Here is a 17,779-nt window from a genome sequence, read left to right as displayed (position 1 = left end):
GGTCACACCGTCCCGTCGAGGCCGGTCGCGTAGTGCTCGATGGCGGTGCGGTACTGCCTCACGTACGGGTCCTCACTGGTCGACGCGACGAGCCTCAGCAGCAGGCCCATCGCCTCGTGGTGCTCGCCGGTGTTGTACAGCGCCATCGCCAGGAAGGTGTGCAGCGCCCCGTCGTCGGGGAACTCCGCCACCCCCTTACGGAGCGTCTCGACGGCCTGCCCGTACCTGCCGAGCACCCGGTACGTGCTGCCGAGGCCGACGAGCGCGCCCCGACGGTCCTCCTCGCCGAGGTGACCGCCCGACAGGCAGCGCTCGTAGTACGCCACCGCCTCGGCCTCCAGGCCGAGGGCGTCGTGCGCCCACGCTGTCTGATAGGCGACCTCCGCGTCCTCCGGGAATTGCGCGGTCAGGGCGAGCAGTCGTTCCCTGGCCTCCTCCGTACGGCCCTCGGTGCGCAGCCGTACGGCCTCGGCGAGCAGTTCGTCCCTCTTCGGTGCGTTCATGGACGCCATCGTGGCAGGCGTTGCCCGGCCGCGACCGGGCGCCCCCCGCAGGCGCCCCGGGCGGGCCGTGCGCCCCTCGGCCTTCGGGCGGCCGGGGCCGGTACGCCGTGCTGGGCGAACCCGTCGGACGGGGTGGCCGGATCGGGGTGTGACCGGACGGGGCGGGGGCATGCGAGGGCCATGACTGCTGACGCGAACCGCGCTGTGCGGAAAAGAAGTTGGGCGCACACGCTGCTGCGCGCCGGCATCCTGGTGGTGGCCTTCGTGGGCCTCGTCGCCTTCTCCGTCGTCCTGGCGAAGGTGACGCTCACCCCGTCACCCGCGTCGGCCGGGATCGCGCATTCGAACATGACCCCGGGTCGCTCGCTGAGGCAGTACGCCGAGGACTACACCTTCCTCGCGGCCTGCAAACAGGCGGGCGGAAACATCCTGCTCGGCGCACCTTTCGGGGTGCTGCTGCCGGTCCTCGTACCGCGCCGGCTCCGGATGCTCCGCATGATCCTGCTGACCGGCGTGGTCATGGTGGTCGTGGAACTCGCCCAGGGAGCGGTCGTGGAGGGCCGCGCCTTCGACATCGACGACGTCATCCTCAACACCACCGGTGCGCTGCTCGGCTATCTGTTCGTGGGGCGCCGGATCAGCCACCACTACCACTCCTTCGCGACGGTCCGGACCGAGCCCGCTCCGGCGGCCGCCCCGGTCGCCGGGGACGCGTCCGGCAGGCGGTCCACCGAACGTCCCGGCGAGACCAAGGGGCTCAGGGCGAGGGTGGCGGCGGCGCGGGCTGGTGCGTCCCGTACCACCGCGAAGGCGCGGACCACCGACGGGAACGGGCGCCTGGCGAAGGCTCCGGCCACCACCGGGGGCAAGCGCGCCGGAAAGACGCCGGACGAGCGCTCCGGGAAGGCGGGCACCGTCGTGGGCAAGCGCCCCGGGAAGGCGTCGGCCGATGCCGGGAACACCGTCGTAGCGCGTCCCGGGGAAGGGCGCACACTGCTGGAGAGGCTCCGCAACCGCTGACCGGGGCGGTAGGGCGTCCCGGCCAGCGGTTTCCGCGGCCCGTCAGGTGCCGCGGAGCCGGTGGGTCGTGCTCGCGGACCGCGCCGGTCCGGGCCCACCGCCCGGCCCGGCGCGGTCCGCGCCGTGGCTCTCCGCCGTACTGCTGTGCCGTGACTGTCGTGCTCCGTCCGGCGGTCAGGGCGCCCGGGGCGGATCAGAGCCGCTCGCCGAGACCGACCCACTTCGACTGGCGGACGGAGGTGCCGTTCACCGAGTCGTCGATCGTGAAGTACGGCTCCTTCAGGGCGCTGTAGTTGGCCGTCTTGGCGATGAAACCGTGGACGTCGGCGAGCGTGGCGCCTTCGGCCGTCGCGGCGGCCTTCGAGCACGAACGCCACGGGTCCGGCGCCGTGGGCCGCCGTTACGGAGGGGCCGCCCCCGAAGAGCCGTGCCACGGGAGCGGCGGCGAGGCCGGCCGTGGCGGGAACTGCTCCGAGGAGCAGGCGGAACGCGTACCGCGTGTGAACGGAAAGCGGAGGGAGGTGTACGGGCGACCCCGTCGGCCGGGCGTGCCCCCTACGGCACGCCGGCTGATGGAACCGCTCCCACTGGTCGGCGATGACGCTAGAGCGTCAACTGGTGTCGGTCAACAGGCCAGTTCTGAACTCAGGCAATCGAATTTATTCGACTCTTCAAGTCTCTTGACTCCGATTTTCCGTCTCCCCATGCTGGGAGCGCTCCCACTGGTTCAGGCCTTGTGCTCAATTCCCGTACACCCACCGCACACCCACCCACTCTCGTCGGAGTCGCCAGGAGGAAACCGCGCATGCCATCGGGACGCTCGCGAGGTACGTGGGCATCATGGAGATCCGGGAAACCCCGGAAGGGCGGAGTGCGATCACGCCGGCCATGGACCGCGCCCGCAACGTCTCTCCTTCTCTCCCGGGGATGACCGCGGTGGCCGGAACTCAGGCGCAGGCGGCCTCCGTCCTTCTCCGAGGACGACCTGGAGTGGCCGCAGGAGCAGGCCTGCCTGGACGGCGGAGCCGCCCCGCTCTTCACCTGTCACCGGTTCTGGGCCCGGTCCGACATCGCACTCGCGCTGGGAGCGTATTCCGGTCTCCTGGAGAGAGTGACCCGAGCAGGCGGAGGTGCGGGTTGAACGGGACGCCCCGCACCTCTGCCGTTCCACCCCCCGGCGGGCCCGCCCCTGGCCCGCCGGGGACACCCGTTCGGACCCCGGCGGATTGCCCCGGCGGGCGCGCCGCACCAGGTTGGCGGTGTCGTCTACCGAGCCGGAGGCGCACCGCGTACCCGCCGAGGAGGAGCCGCATGGCCGACGGCCAGTGGAGCCCGGGCCACGTCTCACCCGAGGTGCCGGAGTTCCAGCCCGTCCTGGACGTCGTGGAGCCCGCGCGGCAGCGCAGGCTCACCGTACTGCTCCGGTTCCTGCTGCTCCTGCCCCACTTCGTCGTCCTCTTCTTCCTCTCGATCGTCGCGGCCGTCATGGTCGTCGTCGGCTGGTTCTCGGCGCTCGTCCTCGGCCGCCTGCCCGAGCCGGTCTTCCGCTTCCTCGCCGGACGGCTCGGTTACCAGACGCGCGTTCTCGCCAACGAGATGCTGCTGGTGGACCGTTACCCGCCCTTCTCCTTCAGCCCGCCGGGGGACTACCCGGTACGCGTCGAGGTCCGCCCCACCGAACTCAACCGGCTCGCCGTCCTCTTCCGGCTGTTCCTGATGGTTCCCGCGCTCGTCGTCCAGGCCCTCGCCGTCACCGGCTGGTTCGCCCTCTCCTTCGTCTGGTGGCTGGTCACCCTGATCCTCGGCCGCATGCCGAAGCCCCTGTTCGAAGCCACCGCGGCCACCCTGCGCTATCAGATGCGGTTCGAGGCCTACGCGTCGATGCTCACCCCCGCCTACCCCAAGGGCCTCTTCGGCGACGACGGCCTCCCGGTCGTCCCGTTCGGCACCGGCTCCGCGACGCGCCCCCTCGTCCTGAGCCGGGCGGGCGGGCTGTTCGTCGTCCTCTTCCTCGTGCTCGGCCTCGCGAGCAGCGTCACCTGGTCCACCGCCCCTTACGGCGACGAGCCCTCGGACACCTACCGGCTGCACCGGTGACCCCCGGAAAAGAGGGTCGCCATCCGGTCCGCCGCGAGGCATGATCACCCGATGGCATGGACAGCACCTGAACCGGTCCCCACCCCCGACGCGCTGAACGCCCCGGAGCGCGAGACCCTCACCGCGTTCCTCCACTCCTACCGCGCCGCCCTCCTGCGCAAGTGCGCCGGGCTGACCGGCGAGCAACTCGCGCGGCAGACCACCGAACCCGCAAACCTCAGCCTGCTCGGCCTCGTACGGCACATGGCCAAGGTCGAACGCACCTGGTTCCGCGAGCGGTTCGCCGGCCAGGACCTGCCCCCGATGTACGACCCGGCCAAAGGCAAGGACGCCGACTTCGAGGACCTCGTCCCCGAGCGCGCCCAGGAGGACTACGCACGGCTGCTGGAGGAGATCCGGCTGGCGGACGAGACGGTCGCCGACGCTTCCCTCGACGACACCTTCGTCCATCGCGGGGAGACGTACTCACTTCGGCTGATACACGTCCACCTCATCGCCGAGTACGCCCGCCACGCCGGCCACGCCGACCTGCTGCGGGAGCGGCTGGACGGTGTGACCGGTGACTGAAACCCGTACGACTCTCGCCGCAGCAGCCGGAGTTGGGGGCGCTCGGGCGGACTGAACCGGCGCGTACGGGTCAGACGAAGGGCATGACGTCCACCGGTACGGAACCAGACAGCTCCGAGCGGCACGGCGACGGGCCCGCCGCCCGCCCGGCCGCGAAGAAGCGGGGTTGGGTCAAGCCCCTCGGCATCTGCGCCGTGGTGCTGGCGCTCCTCTTCGCCGGCACCCGGCTCAGCCTCGTGCCGGGCCTGGGCGACCTCTTCGGCGAGAAGACCAACGACCGGTCCGGGCCCGCCGTGCTCAAGTCGATCCAGGACATGAGCGCGTACGAAGCCGCCTCCGGCAACTTCCAGGTCGTCGTCGACCTGGAGAAGGACGCCAAGTTCCTCCCCGACGCGATCCGCGGGACGCGCACCCTCTACGTCGGCGCCGGGACCGTCGGCGCCTCCGTCGACCTCGGCAAGGTCGCCGAGGACGGCGTCGTCGTCAACGACGACCGTACGGAGGCCACGCTCACCCTGCCGCACGCGGTCCTCGGCAAGCCCGCCCTCGACCCCGACCGCTCCTACTCGGTCTCCAAGCAGCGCGGTCTGCTGGACCGCCTCGGCGACTTCTTCTCCGACAACCCCGGCAGCGAGCAGGCGGTCAACAAGCTCGCGGCCCAGCACATCGCGGAGGCGGCGAAGGAGAGCGGCCTCACCACGCGGGCCGAGAAGAACACCGCGAACATGCTCAAGGGCCTGCTCACCTCGCTCGGATTCACGAAGGTCACCGTCACCTACGCGGCCCCCGGAGGCTCCTGACGGCTTCGGCCCACGCCGACCCGCTCCGCGCGCGGGTCTGCCGCATCGAGGAGCCGAGCCGTGCGTTGACGTCCCCCTGTCGTCGTCAATGCACGGCTCGGCGGGACGCCTGTCGTACTCGCGTGCGATGAAAGTGGCCGGGTCGTGGTGCGCCCGGGCGGCCCGCTTGCCAGAGTGGACGGATGAACACATCCGATCTGCTCACCGATGCCTTCGGCCGGGTGCGGGAAGCGGTGCACGCTGCCGCCGAAGGGCTCTCCGCCGACGAACTCAACGCCCGGACCGATGAGGGGGCCAACTCCATCGCTTGGCTCGTTTGGCACTTGACCCGTGTCCAGGACGACCACGTCGCGGACGCCTACGGCGGCGAACAGGTCTGGTTCACCGACGGCTGGGCCGACCGGTTCGACCTCCCGTTCGACCGGGCCGCGACCGGATACGGGCACACCGGCAAGGAGGTCGGCGCTGTGCGGGTCGCCTCCGCCGACCTGCTGCTCGGCTACCACGACGCCGTCCACGAACGCACCCTGGCCTTCGTCGGCGGACTCACCGGCAAGGCGCTGGACCGGATCGTCGACGAGGCGTGGTCCCCGCCGGTGACCCTCGGCGTCCGGCTCGTCAGCGTGGTGGCGGACGACCTCCAGCACGCCGGCCAGGCCGCCTTCGTGCGCGGAGCGCTCGCGCGGGCACACCGCGGATGATCGATCGTCCGGGCGACATAAAGACCAGGTCAGAGGCGTGCACACGCCAGGCGTCGCACACCGGTGCGAGCTCGGGGTCACGGTGCCATACTCGAAAGCAGCCAGTAGGCAGGCTTGGCATTGTCGAAAGGCGAGACGTCATGAACTGGGCATCGTGGACAACCAGTGGCGTCTTCGCGGGAGCCGGCGGAGTGAGCACCGCCGAGGTGGGCATCGTGACCGGGGATCTGACCGTGCACACGACGTGGTCGGACGAGCAGGCGGCCGTGGCCGTGCAGTTCAGCGGATCCTCCGATTGGTTCACCATGGCGGGCAGCCCCGTTCCGTGCTTCTCCGAAGAGGAGAGCCGCACCTTCCATCAGAGCGTGGTCGAGGCCGTGCGCGCGGGCGCGGGCGCGATGGTCCCCTCGCCACAGGGCGCACCCGCCCCGGCGCCACCGTCCATCGCATAGGGGTGTCCACCGGACACCGTTCAGTGCCGCGACCGGCGAGGTTCACGCCGCCGCGGCACTAGAGTTGCTCACTCAACCGTACCGAGCGGGTGCGGAGGGTGAGCATGGTCGAGGAGCGGTGCGATGACAGGGACGGACGTCTTGCGGAGGAAACCGGGAAGGCAGGCCGGGCCGGAGAAGCAGCGCCCCCTCTGGGTGGAGATCCCGCTCCTCGTCGTCGTCGCGCTCTGCCTCGCGCTGCTCATCAAGACGTTCCTGGTGCAGGCGTTCTCCATCCCCTCCGAGTCCATGCAGAACACCCTGCAGGAAGGAGACAGGGTCCTCGTCGACAAGCTGACGCCCTGGTTCGGCTCGGAGCCCGAACGGGGTGAGGTCGTCGTCTTCCACGACCCCGACGGCTGGCTGACAGGCGTCGAGGCCCAGCAGCCCAACGTGGTGCAGCAGGTGCTGACCTTCGTCGGGCTCATGCCGTCGGCGGAGGAGAAGGACCTGATCAAGCGGGTGATCGGAGTCGGCGGAGACACCGTCGAGTGCTCCGGCTCCGGCCCGCTCCGGCTCAACGGGCAGGCGCTGGACGAGCCGTACGTCTATCCCGGCAACACCGCGTGCAGCCCGGGCGGGGACGGCGAGTTCAAGGTGACCGTCCCCGACGGGAAGATCTGGGTGATGGGCGACCACCGCCAGGCGTCCGTCGACTCCCGCTACCACCAGCACGACAAGAACGGCGGCATGGTCCCCGAGGACGAGGTGGTCGGACGGGCCGTCGTGGTCGCCTGGCCGGTCGGCCGCTGGGCGACCCTGCCGATTCCGGCGACCTTCAGCCGGCCCGGCATCGAGTCGGCGGCCGTCCCCGGCGGTCTGGCCGTCGCCGGCGCGCTCCCGCTCCTAATGGTGCGACGGGGACGAAGGACGGCGGCGGGCGGCACGGACGCCGCGGCGAGCTACCCCGACTCCCCGAAGCGCAGGACGTAGCGTCGCTGCCACGGCGTCTCCACCGCGCCCGGGTGGTAGTGCTTCCGTACGAAGTCGACGGCCTGGTCCGGACGGACGCCGTCCAGCACCGCCAGGCACGCCAGGGCCGTGCCCGTACGCCCCCGGCCGCCCGCGCACGCGACCTCCACGCGCTCGCCGGCGGCCCGGGCCCACACCTCGTCCAGCAGGGCCCGGGCCGCCTCGTGGTCGGCCGGGAGGCGGAAGTCGGGCCAGCGCAGCCAGCGCGACTCCCACGCCACCGGTCCGGGCTCACGGCCCAGCAGGTGTACGGAGAACTCCGGGAGCCGGCCCTCGGGCAGCGGCCGACGCAGCCCCCGGCCTCGCACGAGGCGTCCCGAGGGCAGCCGCAGAACTCCCGGGGCGGCCGGATCCCATGCTTCGCTCATGCCCCCATTCTCACTCCTCGGGCGGCACCTCGGCGCTCAGGGGGCGTGCCAGCAGCGGTGCGCCGGGCACCTGGTGGCCGCCGCTGGCCAGCATCCGTACTTCGCCCCTGGCGCTGATCTCGGCGCGGACGATGCCGGTCTCGTCCTCGTACACGGGATGTCCTCCCGCCCCCGCACGCTCGGTCATCCGGACGACGACTACGTCGTCCTCCGCGCCGAGTGTCTGGAAGATCAGCTCGAAACGTTCCGGATAGTCCATGTGGGCCTCCCGATCGGGCACGACGGACGCCGGACCCCTTGGATTCCATTGTTTCCCAGCGTCGCCCTCCGCGCCCGGTCAAGGGAAGGGCAGGTTCGGCCGCTCAACGGGCGCCCGGCCGGGGCGGCCGGAGCGGCCAGGGCGGCGACGTCATTGTCCGGGACGCGGGGACGGCGGACGAGCCCAACGGGCGGAGCGGTCCGGTCGATCGGGTGACTCGGCGCCGGGGCACAACATGACTGGGCGCCGACCGGGCTAGGCATGCGCACATGAGACTTGATCCCCCACAGACGAACCGTGTCTCCTCGCGTGCCCGCACTCTCCGCGCGGTCGGCGCCGTCGTGTGCGCCGTCCTCGCCTCGGCGACGGTCACGGGCTGCGGATCGGACGGTGACTCCGTGTCGGCGTCGGCGACCTCGGAGGCCGCCAAGGTCGTACCGCACCAGGCGACCACCACCCCGGCCTCTCCCAGCCCGTCCGCGACGAAGCTGACGCAGGAGCAGCAGAAGCGCAAGGACGTGCTCGACGCCACGAAGATCACCTTCGACAAGGCGGCCACGACCGCGGTGGACGCGGTCTCCGGCAGCAAGCTGGTCGACCTGGAGCTCGGCGGGCTCGACGACGACGATGACGCCAGCCCCAGCCCCAGCCCGTCCGGCAGCCCGAGCCCCACGGGCAGCCCGAGCCCGACCGGCAGCCCCAGCCCTACGGGTAGCGCCAGCCCCAGCGCGAGCCCCGGTGACCCCGAGTGGGTCGCGGAGGTCGCGGAGAAGGACGGCACCGCGCACACCGTCCGGATCAACGCCGTCACCGGCAAGGTCCTGGACACCACCGAGGACGACAACCAGTCCGCCGACGACAAGAGCCGGCTGGCCGAGATGATCGGCAAGGCCACCCAGACGCCGGAGCAGGCGGCGAAGGTGGCCACCGACAAGCAGAAGGGCTGGGTGACCTCGATCGGGCTGGACGAGAACGACGACGACGTCCTCGTCTGGCAGGCCGACGTGGTCGGCTCCGACTGGAACCAGACCGACTTCGAGATCGACGCCGCCAAGGGAACGATCGTCGGCGAAGTGACCGAGGAGACCGAAGAGAACTGATTCCCCGACCGTTACCTCCGATTCGGTGGTGTGCCGCCCGTGCACACCACCGAATCGCTGTTTCTGCGACCTACTCGCGGCCGTTCGACGCCCGGGAGCCTCGGACAGGTCAGGCCTGACGCCGCTCGGGGCGCAGCGCGTGGGCCAAGCCGTGCTCCGCGGTGTCCTTGAGCGCCCGGTCGTATGCCGTCTCGTACGCCGAATGGCCCGCCGCCTCGCGCGCGAGGCGCTCCCACCGGTCGCGGATCGCGCCCAGCTCCGGAGTGCCGCGGTGCGGGTGGCCGACCATCCGCCAGAACGTCTGCCCCGTCCCCAGGGTGCGCGCCGCGCCCACGCCGTCGCCCTGAGCTGCGATGGCACCGGCGAGCAGGTCCAGCGCGAGAGCGATCCCGAGACTGTCCTGGAGCTGGTGCTTGCTGGTCAGCATGGCGCGGGCATGGACCTCCGCGTCCCGCGGCCGGCCGTGCATCATGTGTATGAGCGCCAGTTGGTGGTCCGCGTAGCCGCGCGCCCAGCGGTCCCCGTACTCCAGGCTGATCCGCTGGAGCCCGACGGCGTCTCCGTACGCCTCCTCCAGCCGGCCCTGGGCCGTCAGCGCGAACAGGCGTATCACCCGGCAGCGCAGGACGGACGGAGCGACGGCGGGTTCCACCGGCAGTTCGCGCAGCGCGCCGTCGCTCACCGCCAGCGCCGCCTGCGGCCGGCCCGCCATGAGGTGGTTGAAGCTCACCGTGTGCGCGGCGGAAAGGATCGATTCGGCATCCGCGTCCTCCCGCGCGCAGCGGGCGCACTCCTCCCCCACCTCCGACGCCGCTCCGTGATCCCCCTGAAGAGTGAGAGTGACACCGAGGGCCCACAGGGCCCGGGTCCGGTCCCGGCCACCGCCCGGGTGCAGGGCGAGGACCCGTTCCAGATAGGAGCGCGCCTGGTGGAGGTGGCCGCAGCAGCTCCAGAACAGCCCGGCCTGCCCCGCCATGCGCAGGGCCAGCGCGGGGGAGGCCACCAGGAGGTGGTCCAGAGCGGCCGACAGATCCGTGTGGCTCTCGTCCATGCGCCGGTAGCGCGCGAGCTGGCGGGGGCCCAGCCACCCCCGGTGCGACTCGTCCGTGACCCCGGCGAAGTGCGCGGCGTGCCGGTCGGCGAGCACCCCGTCCTCCGCCAGTTCCCGCAGCCACATGGCCCCGTACTCGCGCAGCGTGTCCAGCATGCGGAAGCCGGCGCCGTCCCGCTGCAGCACCGACTGCGCGGCCAGCCGCTCCAGGCCGCGCGCCACCTCCTCCGGGGTGAGCGGTCCTCCGGAGCAGACCGCCTGCGCGTCCGCCAGCCGGATCCCTCCGTGGAAGACGGAGAGCCGGGCCCACAGCAGCCGTTCGAGCGGCGCGCAGAGCTCGTGGCTCCAGCCGATCGTCGTGCGCAGCGCCCGGTGACGCCGGGGCCAGGTCGTGTCGTCCACGAGCGTGTCGAGCCGGGAGGCGAGCAGTTCGAGGAGCTCCTCCACCTCCGACTCCCGCAACCGGGCGCAGGCGAGTTCGACGGCGAGCGGAATGCCTTCCAGACGTCGGCAGATCTCTCCCACCGCCGCCGCCGCCCGGGGCGCGTCGAGCCGCCGGGCCGGGGCGGTGAGCGCCGCCCGCTCGCGGAAGAGGCGCTGTGCGTCGCCCCCGGTGGCCAGCGGCGGCACGTCCACGGCGTACTCGCCCGCCACGTCCAGGGGTTCCCGGCTGGTCACGAGCACGGTGAGTCCCGGCGCGGCGGCGAGCAGCCGCTCCACGAGATCCCGGCAGGCCGTCAGGACCCTTTCGCAGCAGTCCAGGACGAGCAGCAGCCGCTGATCCGCGAGCCACGCGCTCAGCGCCTCCACGGGACGGCGCCGACTGTGGTCCAGCAGACCTACCGCGTCGCAGACGGCGGTCGTCAGCGACGCGTCACCGTGCAGGTGCGAGAGATCGGCCCAGCAGACCCCACCGGCGAAGCGACCCGCTATTCGCCCCGCGACATGGAGCGCGAGCCGGCTCTTGCCTATGCCGCCGGGACCCGTGAGAGTGACCAGCCGGTGTTCGTCCAGTGCCCGCTCGGTCCGGGCCAGCTCACCGCTTCTGCCGATGAAACTGGTCGTGACGGCGGGTGGGTTGCCCATCACGGGGTCATCCTGCCTCTCACGGGGGCGCGCCTCCTCCCCTTGTGCGCAAGCAATCAAAAACGGCCGACATACGACGCCTCAGGAGCCAGGAATTGGCGTGAATGTCCGTGGCGCCGACGGACCGGAGGACCCTCGCACGGAGCCGGTACGGCACGGGGCCCACATCGCGCGCGCCGGGTCACGCGCCGGGGACCGCGCGCACTCCGGCTCAGGGCCGCAGCGCCAGCTTCCCCACGGTGCGGCGCGCCAGCAGGTCCTCGTGCGCGCGCCGGGCTTCCGCCAGCGGACGGACGCCACCGGTGAGGGGCGTCAGCCGGCCCCGCAGCGTCAGGTCGAGAAGCTCGCCGAGCGCCGTCGAGAAGGCGCCCGGGCGGGAGAGCGACCTGCCCAGCTGGAAACCGGTCACCGACACGTTCAGCATCAGGAGCCGGCCCGTGTCCAGCGGCGCCGGCGCGGACCTGGAGGCGTTGCCGTAGGTGACGATCCTGCCGTGTTCCGCGAGCGAGGCGAGGCCCCGGTCGAAGAGCGCGCCCCCGGAGGCGTCCAGCACGATGTCCGCCTTCCCGGCGAGCGGGTACTCCACCGCCTCGTCCGCCCCCGCCTTCAGGGCGGCGGCACGCTTCTCGGGCGTCGAGGCCACCGCCACGACACGGCCGGCGCCGAACTCCCGGGCCAGCTGCACCGCCAGATTGCCCACCCCGCCGGCGGCCGCGTGCACCACCACGCTCTCGCCCGGTACCAGCCGGGCCGCCGACTTCAGCAGGTGCCAGGCGGTGAGCCCCTGTGTCAGCAGCGCCAGTGCCTGCCCGGCGTCGAGTTCCTCGGGGAGGCCGACCATGGAGGCGGGATCCGCGCTCACCCGTTCCGCGTATCCGGACCGCACCCTTGCCAGGACCCGCCGGCCGTCCTCGGTGCGTCCGACGACCTCCGTACCGGGAACGAACGGGTGGCCGCCCGGGGTGGGGTACGTGCCGTCGGTGACCAAGGTGTCCACGAAGTTCACGCCGACCGCCTCGACGTCGAGCAACGACCGCCCCTCCGCGGCGACGGGGTCGGGTACCTCCGTGTACTCCAGCACCTCGGGGCCGCCTGATCTGCGGACTTGGATCGCGTGCATGCGTGTCACCGTTTCAACGGGGGAACAGGAGCGCCCACCTGCCCGGTCAGCGCCGGGAACGAGGCACCGGGCACGCTATCGAACGTCACCGAGAGGTCCCAGCTGGGCCGCCCCAGTTCGTCGAACACGTGATGGGCCCGGTCCGGACCGGTGGAGAGCACCCGCAGCACTCCCGGTACGGCGATGCCGGGCAGGACCAGCCGGTACAGGTCGGAGGCGAGGAGGAGCAGACTGTCCGGTCTGTCCACGGTGGTGGAGACGAGCTGTAATCCGGTGAACGCGCCCACCAGCACGTTCGCGGTCTCCAGCGGGTCGATGTGCTCGAACACCTCGCCCTGGGAGCGCCCCTCGGTCAGCAGAGTCGCGATGACGTCCCGCCACTGCGGCCACGGTCCGCCGAAGAACGGCCGCGCGTTCTGGTCCGCGGCCAGCCGCGCCGCCCCCTGGAGTAACGGTTCCCGCGGCAGCCGGTACGCGAGGAGCAGGCCCAGATCCACGATGGCCTGCATCTTCACCGGATTGTCCGGCTTGATGATGACGGCGTGCTGGAGCACCGCGTGCGCCAGCGCCTCCTTGCCCGAGAAGTGGAAGTACAAGGCCCCCTTGGTGACTCCGGCCAGGGACATGATCTCGCTGATGGTGGATGCTTCGTACCCGTTGGACGCGAACACCACCGCCGCGGCCTCCAGCACGGTGTAGCGCGTTCTGATGGCCCGCTCCTGCTGTGCCATGCCCGACTCCTTCGATCCGTTCCCCCGGTCCCCCTGCCGCGCGCGGCGCGTCTCATGAGGAGGACGGGCGCGAAACAGGCGCGCCGGTATGTTACCCCTGCTCGAGGGCCCTGACTCCCTTGATCGGAACGGCATATGACGGGCCGGCACCTCCCGGCCGAGGACGGTCCGACGCCCGCCGCCGCAGGGTCCGCCCACCCCGTCCGAGCGGCCCTTCCCCCTCTGCGGCCACCCGTCCGACGGATGCCTGTACGGTTCATGAACCCGGCGGACCGGCCGCCGGACGAACGGAGCTGGGCACGCATGGGATCCCTCAAGGGCAGGACGGCGCTGGTGACCGGGGCGAGCCGCGGCATCGGACGCGGGATCGCCAGACGCCTCGCCGCGGACGGCGCACTCGTCGCCGTCCACTACGCGAGCAACGAGGAGGCCGCCGCGCGGACCGTCGCCGGCATCCGCGACGACGGCGGACGCTCCTTCCCGGTACGGGCCGAGCTCGGCGTCGACGGAGACGTCCGGGCCCTGTTCGACGCCTTCGACGCGGGAGCCCGCGAGCAGGGGGCCGGACCGGAGCTCGACATCCTGGTCAACAACGCCGCCGTCAGCATCTCCGCGCGCATCGCGGATCTGCGGGCCGAGGACTTCGACCGGCTGATCGCGGTCAACACCCGGGCCCCGCTGTTCGTCATCCAGGAGGCGCTGAAGCGGATGGGGGAGGGCGGCCGCATCGTCAACATCTCCTCCGCCGCGAGCAGGAGGGCGCTGCCGCGCACCCTCGCGTACTCGATGAGCAAGGGGGCGGTCGACTCCCTGACCCGCACCCTGGCGGAGGAACTGGGCCCCCGCGGCATCACGGTGAACGCCGTGGCGCCGGGGTTCGTGGAGACGGAGATGAACGCCTCCCGGCGCGCCACCGAGGAGGCGCGCAGCGCGATCGCCGCGCTCTCCGCCTTCGACCGGATCGGCCGCCCCGACGACATCGCCGACATCGTCGCGTTCCTGGCGTCCGACGACTCCCGGTGGATCACCGGCCAGTACATCGACGCCACCGGCGGCAGCAAGCTCTGACGGCCTCGACGCCGAGTGCCCTTCCCCCGTCCGGGCCGCGGACGAACCGGTCGGAGAGGGGAAGGGCACCGTGGAGGTGTCGGCGGGGCCGCTCAGACACGCGCCAGACGCAGGTCCACACCGCCGGCGCGGATCCCTTCGGCCGCGGCCTCGGCCAGCGCGTCGTCCGTGACGACGGTGTCGAACGCGCCGAGCGGGGCCACCCGGAACTTGCCGAAGGTGCCGAACTTCGAGGAGCCCGCGACGAGCACGGAACTCCCCGTGCACTCCATCGCGGCCTGCTTGACCTCCACCTTGGCGGCCGACGGAGTGGTCACCCCGCGCAGCAGGTCCCAGGAGCTGGTGCTGATGAAGGCGATGTCCAGGGCGAGCTGCCGCAGCGTGGTGGCGGCCAGGCGGCCGACGCTCGACCGGTTCGACGGGTCCACCTGTCCGCCGATGTGTATGACGTCGAGGTGGGTGAAGGACATCAGCCGGTCCACGGTCGTGAAGTCGTTGGTGACGACCGTCAGCGACTCGTGACGCGCCAGCAGCGGAACCATCGCCAGCAGGGTCGTGCCGGCGTCCAGATAGACCGTCATGCCCTCCCGTACGAGCTCCGCCGCGTTCGCCGCCATGGCCTTCTTCTCCGGCTGTTCCACGAGCGACTTCGCCTGGAAGCTGGGCTCGCTCTGGAGATGGCTGGCGATCCGGACACCGCCGGGCACGGAGAACACGAGGCCCTGCCGCTCCAGTTCGGCGATGTCGCGGCGGACCGTCATGTGCGAGACCCCGAAGATCTGAGTGATCTGCTGCACGCTGAGCACTCCGTCACGGCGCAAGTGCTTCACCAGCAGTTCGCGCCGCTGATCGGGGATCAGGGGCAAGGGCTCTTCGTCGGCCATCTACGGAATACCTTTCTTCTCACGACCACCGCCGGTCGCTGCTCGATTGTGCCGTTCCCGGTGCGGAGGACCCAAAAGGGCTCGGCGTTCAGGAACCGACGAACGTGCTGAGCAGCAGGACCCCGCCGAGGCTGAGCAGCGACTGCAGCGACAGCATGAGCGTCCAGGTACGGAACGTCTGCGCCACCGACAGCTGGTAGTACTCCTTGAAGAGCCAGAAGCCGGAGTCGTTGACGTGCGAAAGCATCACCGCGCCGGAGGCCGTCGCGAGGACCAGCAGTTCCGGCGAGAGGCCGGGGTACGCGCCGATGAGAGGCGCCACGATGCCGGTGGCCGCGGCGGTGGCGACGGTCGCCGATCCCAGGCAGATCCGCAGCAGGGCCGCGACCAGCCACGCGAGCAGCAGCGGCGGGATCGACCAGTGGACGGCGTAGTCCGAGATCAGCTTGTCGATGCCCGTCGCGGTGAGCATCGCCTTGAGGCCGCCCCCGGCGCCGAGGATCAGCACGATCCCGCCGACCGGGCCGAGGCCCTTGCCCGCCATCTTCTGGAGCTGGCCGAGACCGAAGCCGGAGCGCAGGCCCAGGGCGAAGAACGCGAAGACCACGGCGGCGAGCAGCGAGATCACCGAGGAGTCGCACGCTTCGAAGAACGCGTAGGGGAGGGAGCCTTCGGTCGTGTTGGAGGTGCCCACGGTGCCGATCAGCATGAGCAGCGGCGGCAGCAGCACGGTGATCAGCGCCAGCGCGAAGGACGCCGGGCGACGCTGGTTCTCCGGCGCGGGGCCCGGCTCGGGAACCGGCCCGTTGTCCAGGTCGGGCGCGGGGCCGAACCACCGGGAGGCGAACCTGGTGAGCAGCGGTCCGCTGATCACGGCGATCGGGATGCCGATGATCAGGCCGTACATGATGGTGAGGCCGGTGTTCGCGCCGTACGCGGAGACCGCCAGCGTGGGGGAGGGATGCGGGGGCAACAGCCCGTGCGAGATGTACAGGCCCGCCGCCATCGGAAGCCCCACGTACAGCAGGTGCGTCCCGGTGCGCTTGGCCACCGCGTAGACGAGCGGCACCAGCATCACGAAGCTGACGTCGAACAGGTGCGGCATGCCGATCAGGAGCGCCGCGGCGGTGATCGCCGTGGGAATCCACTTCACCGGACGGGCGCCGATGAAGACGGTGGCTATTCGGTCGGCGCCGCCCGAGCCCAGCAGGATGCCGCCGAGGATGGTGCCCAGGCCGATGGTGGGGCCGGTGCTCTTCAGCGCGTCGCCGAAGCCGTCCTGGAAGTGCGCGACGGTGTCGCCGGGACCGATGCCCGCCGCGAGCCCGAGGCCGAGGGCGGACAGGGCGAGTGCCAGGAACGGGTGGAGTTTGGCCTTCGTGATCAGAAGGATGAGGACGACGACGGCGGCGACGCCCAGCAGGAGGTGCTGGAGATCCGTACTCATCAACGGCTCGCAGGGGCGGGGGAGGAGCCGGTGGCGCGGGAGGCGCGTCCGGCGGTCCAGGCGTGCAGCAGGTCGGCGTCGGCGTCGGCGAGATCCGCGAGCGTGAGGAGTTCGCCGGCCCGGACGTCACGGATCAGGGTGGCGTGGGCCGCCAGGTAGAGCGGGGCGGTGTCGGCGGGGGTGTCCTCGTCGCGCAGCAGGACGGCCCGCACGCCGGTGACGTCGTGGTGGTGGCCGCCCATCTCCAGCACGGTGCCGGCCGGCAGGTCGTGCCGGGCGCGGCCGGCGAGTACGGCGTGTCCGCGCGGGTCGGTGCCCCCCGAGGGCCGGCCGTGCAGCACCGCGGAGAGCAGCGAGACGGGGGTCTCGACCCCCATGAGGTGGTACGGGAGGTAGATCGCGGCGTACCGGCCGTCCCGGCTGACGACGTGCCCCTTGCCCCGCAGCGTCTCCCAGGTCACCGGGTCGCCGGTCCGTACGACGACGAACACGCCGCCCGCGAACGACGCCTCGTCCGGCAGCCGCAGCGCGCTGAAGACGTCGACGGCGCCGGGGCGGCGCAGCACGCCACCGTCCTCGCGCAGGGCGTAGACGTCGGCGAGTTCGGCGATCCGCGCGACCGGGTAGTGGAGGCGCTCGGTGTCGGGCCGGAAGCCGGTGTTGGTCGCGACGACGGCCATCTCGCAGTAGTCGGCGGTGGCGCCGACCGGCAGCGCGGACACCGCTGCGGCCCGTGCGGCCAGAGTGGACCGCGGGTCGTCGCCGAGGGAGAGAAGCCCGGCCAGCTCCGGTGCGGGGACGGTGGTGTCGAGCTGGGTGACCGTACCGGCTTCCGGGTCGAGGACGAGGTCGTACTCGCTGGACTTGCCGATGGCCACGATGTCGAGGCCCAGCAGCTCGGCCCAGGTCACCAGCGCGATGAGGTTGGCCGGCTGGTCGCCGTCGGCCGTGGTGTAGACGACGCCGTTGTCCCGGGCGAGGTCGGCGAGGTGCAGACCCGCGACGGAGTCGACCTCCTTGCTCACCATGGCGACGTGGCGCCCGGCGGTCAGCGCGGCCCGCGCCATGGCGAAGCCGTCGGCGGGGCTGCCGGTCGCCTCCACCAGGATGTCCCAGGCACCGGCCGGCAGCAGGGAGCCCTCGCGCACCAGGGCGATCCGGCCCTCTTCGCCGGCCCGGGCGACCTCGTCCGCGTCCGCACAGACGCGCAGGGCGTCCGGGGCGTACCCGAGTTCGAGAAGCATCTCCGCCAGGCGCTCCACGTCCCGGTCGCACAGGACGGAGGGTGCCAGCCGGTCGATCCGCAGGGTCTGGGCGAGCAGGGTCCGGGCGAAGCCGCCGCCGGCTCCGGACAGCGCGTACCGCACGGTCCGGTCGCCGGTGCCGGCGAAAAGGTGGTGCACGTTCATGGGTGGCTCTCCTAGACGGGCGCAGGACGCGGTGAAACGGCTCCGAACGGGGGCGGTCGCGGTCTGCGACGCGAGGGCACCGGGGAGCGTGTTAACAAGATGTAT

General features: G+C 71.7%; 18 protein-coding genes and 2 pseudogenes. 10 read left to right on the top strand and 10 right to left on the bottom strand.

Features of this window, described 5'->3' with window-relative positions:
• Positions 1–2: 2 nt before the first annotated feature.
• On the bottom strand, positions 3–503 hold the full coding sequence (locus tag OG599_RS00555) for a tetratricopeptide repeat protein (RefSeq protein WP_327173888.1): 501 nt from the start codon (positions 501–503) through the stop codon (positions 3–5).
• 180 nt (positions 504–683) lie between these two features.
• Here OG599_RS00555 and OG599_RS00550 point away from each other — a divergent pair, with 180 nt between their 5' ends.
• A complete protein-coding gene (locus OG599_RS00550; protein ID WP_327173887.1) occupies positions 684–1,523 on the top strand; it encodes a VanZ family protein in 840 nt (279 codons plus the stop codon).
• 214 nt (positions 1,524–1,737) lie between these two features.
• Here OG599_RS00550 and OG599_RS00545 read toward each other — a convergent pair.
• Positions 1,738–1,884 (bottom strand): annotated as a pseudogene (locus OG599_RS00545) (glycoside hydrolase family 6 protein); the annotation flags it as partial.
• A gap of 606 nt (positions 1,885–2,490) precedes the next feature.
• On the opposite strand from OG599_RS00545, the pseudogene OG599_RS35395 reads away from it, so the two are divergent.
• From OG599_RS35395 to lepB, 7 genes and pseudogenes are all read left to right on the top strand, one after another.
• Positions 2,491–2,664: pseudogene (locus OG599_RS35395) on the top strand (glycoside hydrolase family 48 protein); the annotation flags it as partial.
• Between the two features lie 170 nt (positions 2,665–2,834).
• Positions 2,835–3,620 (top strand): DUF4389 domain-containing protein, encoded by a 786-nt coding sequence (locus tag OG599_RS00540; RefSeq protein WP_327173886.1) that lies wholly within the window; start codon positions 2,835–2,837, stop codon positions 3,618–3,620.
• Between the two features lie 51 nt (positions 3,621–3,671).
• Positions 3,672–4,187, top strand: coding sequence for a DinB family protein (locus OG599_RS00535; RefSeq protein ID WP_327173885.1), 516 nt, complete (start codon positions 3,672–3,674; stop codon positions 4,185–4,187).
• 83 nt (positions 4,188–4,270) lie between these two features.
• Positions 4,271–4,987 carry a DUF4230 domain-containing protein gene (locus OG599_RS00530; protein WP_327173884.1) on the top strand — a complete coding sequence of 239 codons (717 nt, stop codon included), beginning with the start codon at positions 4,271–4,273 and terminating at the stop codon, positions 4,985–4,987.
• A gap of 182 nt (positions 4,988–5,169) precedes the next feature.
• Positions 5,170–5,688, top strand: a complete 519-nt coding sequence (locus OG599_RS00525; protein WP_327173883.1) for a mycothiol transferase — start codon at positions 5,170–5,172, stop codon at positions 5,686–5,688.
• A gap of 140 nt (positions 5,689–5,828) precedes the next feature.
• Positions 5,829–6,140 (top strand): hypothetical protein, encoded by a 312-nt coding sequence (locus tag OG599_RS00520; protein ID WP_327173882.1) that lies wholly within the window; start codon positions 5,829–5,831, stop codon positions 6,138–6,140.
• Between the two features lie 123 nt (positions 6,141–6,263).
• Entirely contained in the window at positions 6,264–7,112 is an 849-nt protein-coding gene (lepB, locus tag OG599_RS00515; protein ID WP_327173881.1) for a signal peptidase I, read from the top strand.
• Here the strand turns inward: lepB and OG599_RS00510 are convergent.
• Positions 7,082–7,519 carry a protein-tyrosine phosphatase family protein gene (locus tag OG599_RS00510; RefSeq protein ID WP_327173880.1) on the bottom strand — a complete coding sequence of 146 codons (438 nt, stop codon included), beginning with the start codon at positions 7,517–7,519 and terminating at the stop codon, positions 7,082–7,084. The two genes, lepB and OG599_RS00510, sit on opposite strands and share 31 nt — an antisense overlap.
• 10 nt (positions 7,520–7,529) lie before the next feature.
• Entirely contained in the window at positions 7,530–7,778 is a 249-nt protein-coding gene (locus OG599_RS00505) for a DUF6296 family protein (protein WP_327173879.1), read from the bottom strand.
• A 269-nt stretch (positions 7,779–8,047) separates the two neighbouring features.
• On the opposite strand from OG599_RS00505, the gene OG599_RS00500 reads away from it, so the two are divergent.
• Positions 8,048–8,878 (top strand): PepSY domain-containing protein, encoded by an 831-nt coding sequence (locus OG599_RS00500; protein WP_327173878.1) that lies wholly within the window; start codon positions 8,048–8,050, stop codon positions 8,876–8,878.
• Positions 8,879–8,987: 109 nt separating this feature from the next.
• Here the strand turns inward: OG599_RS00500 and OG599_RS00495 are convergent, their stop codons facing one another.
• The 3 genes from OG599_RS00495 to OG599_RS00485 all read right to left on the bottom strand — a co-directional run bounded on the left by OG599_RS00495 (position 8,988) and on the right by OG599_RS00485 (position 12,866).
• On the bottom strand, positions 8,988–11,015 hold the full coding sequence (locus tag OG599_RS00495) for an ATP-binding protein (protein ID WP_327173877.1): 2,028 nt from the start codon (positions 11,013–11,015) through the stop codon (positions 8,988–8,990).
• Between the two features lie 211 nt (positions 11,016–11,226).
• Positions 11,227–12,135: a quinone oxidoreductase family protein gene (locus OG599_RS00490; protein WP_327173876.1), complete on the bottom strand. Its 909-nt coding sequence runs from the start codon at positions 12,133–12,135 to the stop codon at positions 11,227–11,229.
• A 5-nt stretch (positions 12,136–12,140) separates the two neighbouring features.
• Complete coding sequence (locus OG599_RS00485; RefSeq protein ID WP_327173875.1) at positions 12,141–12,866, bottom strand: ScbR family autoregulator-binding transcription factor; 726 nt, start codon at positions 12,864–12,866, stop codon at positions 12,141–12,143.
• 303 nt (positions 12,867–13,169) lie between these two features.
• Between OG599_RS00485 and OG599_RS00480 the strand changes: the two genes are divergently transcribed.
• Positions 13,170–13,934, top strand: coding sequence for an SDR family oxidoreductase (locus tag OG599_RS00480; protein WP_327173874.1), 765 nt, complete (start codon positions 13,170–13,172; stop codon positions 13,932–13,934).
• Positions 13,935–14,026: 92 nt separating this feature from the next.
• On the opposite strand, the gene OG599_RS00475 is transcribed toward OG599_RS00480, so the two are convergent.
• The 3 genes from OG599_RS00475 to OG599_RS00465 all read right to left on the bottom strand — a co-directional run bounded on the left by OG599_RS00475 (position 14,027) and on the right by OG599_RS00465 (position 17,674).
• Positions 14,027–14,818 (bottom strand): DeoR/GlpR family DNA-binding transcription regulator, encoded by a 792-nt coding sequence (locus OG599_RS00475; RefSeq protein WP_327173873.1) that lies wholly within the window; start codon positions 14,816–14,818, stop codon positions 14,027–14,029.
• Positions 14,819–14,906: 88 nt separating this feature from the next.
• On the bottom strand, positions 14,907–16,265 hold the full coding sequence (locus OG599_RS00470; RefSeq protein ID WP_327173872.1) for a GntT/GntP/DsdX family permease: 1,359 nt from the start codon (positions 16,263–16,265) through the stop codon (positions 14,907–14,909).
• On the bottom strand, positions 16,265–17,674 hold the full coding sequence (locus OG599_RS00465) for a homoserine dehydrogenase (protein ID WP_327173871.1): 1,410 nt from the start codon (positions 17,672–17,674) through the stop codon (positions 16,265–16,267). Before OG599_RS00465 ends, OG599_RS00470 begins: the two co-directional genes overlap by 1 nt.
• Positions 17,675–17,779: the final 105 nt, after the last annotated feature.

This window comes from Streptomyces sp. NBC_01335 (assembly GCF_035953295.1).
GTDB lineage: Bacteria > Actinomycetota > Actinomycetes > Streptomycetales > Streptomycetaceae > Streptomyces.
The sequence above is the reverse complement of the archived record's forward strand: the minus strand, read 5'-3'. Positions and strand labels throughout refer to the sequence as shown.